Annotated in this window: 1 protein-coding gene; it reads left to right on the top strand. The window is 58.0% G+C overall.

What is annotated here, in order from left to right:
* The coding region (locus tag D5S03_RS12585; RefSeq protein ID WP_287044271.1) for a flagellar hook-length control protein FliK at positions 1-1,118 on the top strand (1,118 nt) is incomplete at both ends.

Below are 1,118 nucleotides of genomic sequence, written 5' to 3'. Positions count from 1 at the left end.
TGCCCAGGAGAGAAAGGACCTGATCCGGGATGTGGAACAGGGCCGGCTGGACCGGGTGGCGGAACAGCTTGCCTCAAGAATAGACAAAATGGAAGACGGCCAGCGGGTATCTTTAAGCCGCAGCCAGCTTGAATCACTGCTGCAGGGATTCAGGGCGCAAAGCAGGGACAGAAGCGAGTATAGTGCATTCGCAGACAAGGAGCTGGGCAGGTCTGATCTTAAGAACCTGTTGGGCATGATTCGCCAGGACTCCCGGGAAAGCCGGGCCGATGGCCTGCTTCAGGGCCTTAAAAACGCAGCAGGCGATTCAGGCAGGAGGCTTTCGCGGGAGGAAAATTCTCTTCTGCGCATGATCGAGGCTGCCAAGGAAGAGGGTAAGGGCCGGAGCGCAGAGCGTGGCAATGCTTCCGCAAATCCTGAGGCAGAAAAGAAGCTCAAGGATACCCGGGAAAAGTCTGAAAGATCTCAAAGCATGCATTCCGGCCGTGAAAATTCGGAAAGGTCCGAGGGTTCCAAATCCAGCCGGGAAAACCAGGACAGCCGCAATGAAAGATCCGGCTACTCAGCTGTGAAGGATTCCCAGGAGCTGAGAGACCAGGCCTTGAGCGGGGAGGCATCCAGAGACGGCGGCAGGGATTCAGGCAGCAATAATCAGGATCCCTGGGAGAAATTTTTGAGCCGGGTACGTTCTGATACATCACAGGAAGTAAGAACCGCAGCAGCCGCAGCCGGGGCAAGGGAGGCGAGTGAGGCTGCCAGGCAGGGCGGACAGGCCGCACAGCGTGAGCAGATTTCCCAGCAGGTGATGGAGCAGGTGCGCAGCGGAACTTTCAAGGATATGGGCCAGGGCAAAAGCAAAATGACCCTGCAGCTCAATCCTCCCAACCTGGGCATGCTCTCTGTTGTGCTCAAAATGCAGGGCAGCGAGGTCCGGGCCATGGTCAGCACTTCCAATCACGAGGTGGCCCAGGTCATAAACGATAATCTGCCCCAGCTGCGCAGCAGCCTGGAGCAGCAGGGGCTACGCGTGGGCAAGATAGATGTGCATACCCAGCAGCCGGATAATCAGCCGGGTTCATGGCAGGGCCGCGAGGAGCACAACAAGGCCAGGGACCGTA

The sequence above is a fragment of the Desulfonatronospira sp. MSAO_Bac3 genome, assembly GCF_003838035.1.
Taxonomy (GTDB): domain Bacteria; phylum Desulfobacterota; class Desulfovibrionia; order Desulfovibrionales; family Desulfonatronovibrionaceae; genus Desulfonatronospira; species Desulfonatronospira thiodismutans.
Note: the sequence above shows the minus strand (reverse complement) of the source record. Positions and strands in the feature narration are given on the sequence as shown.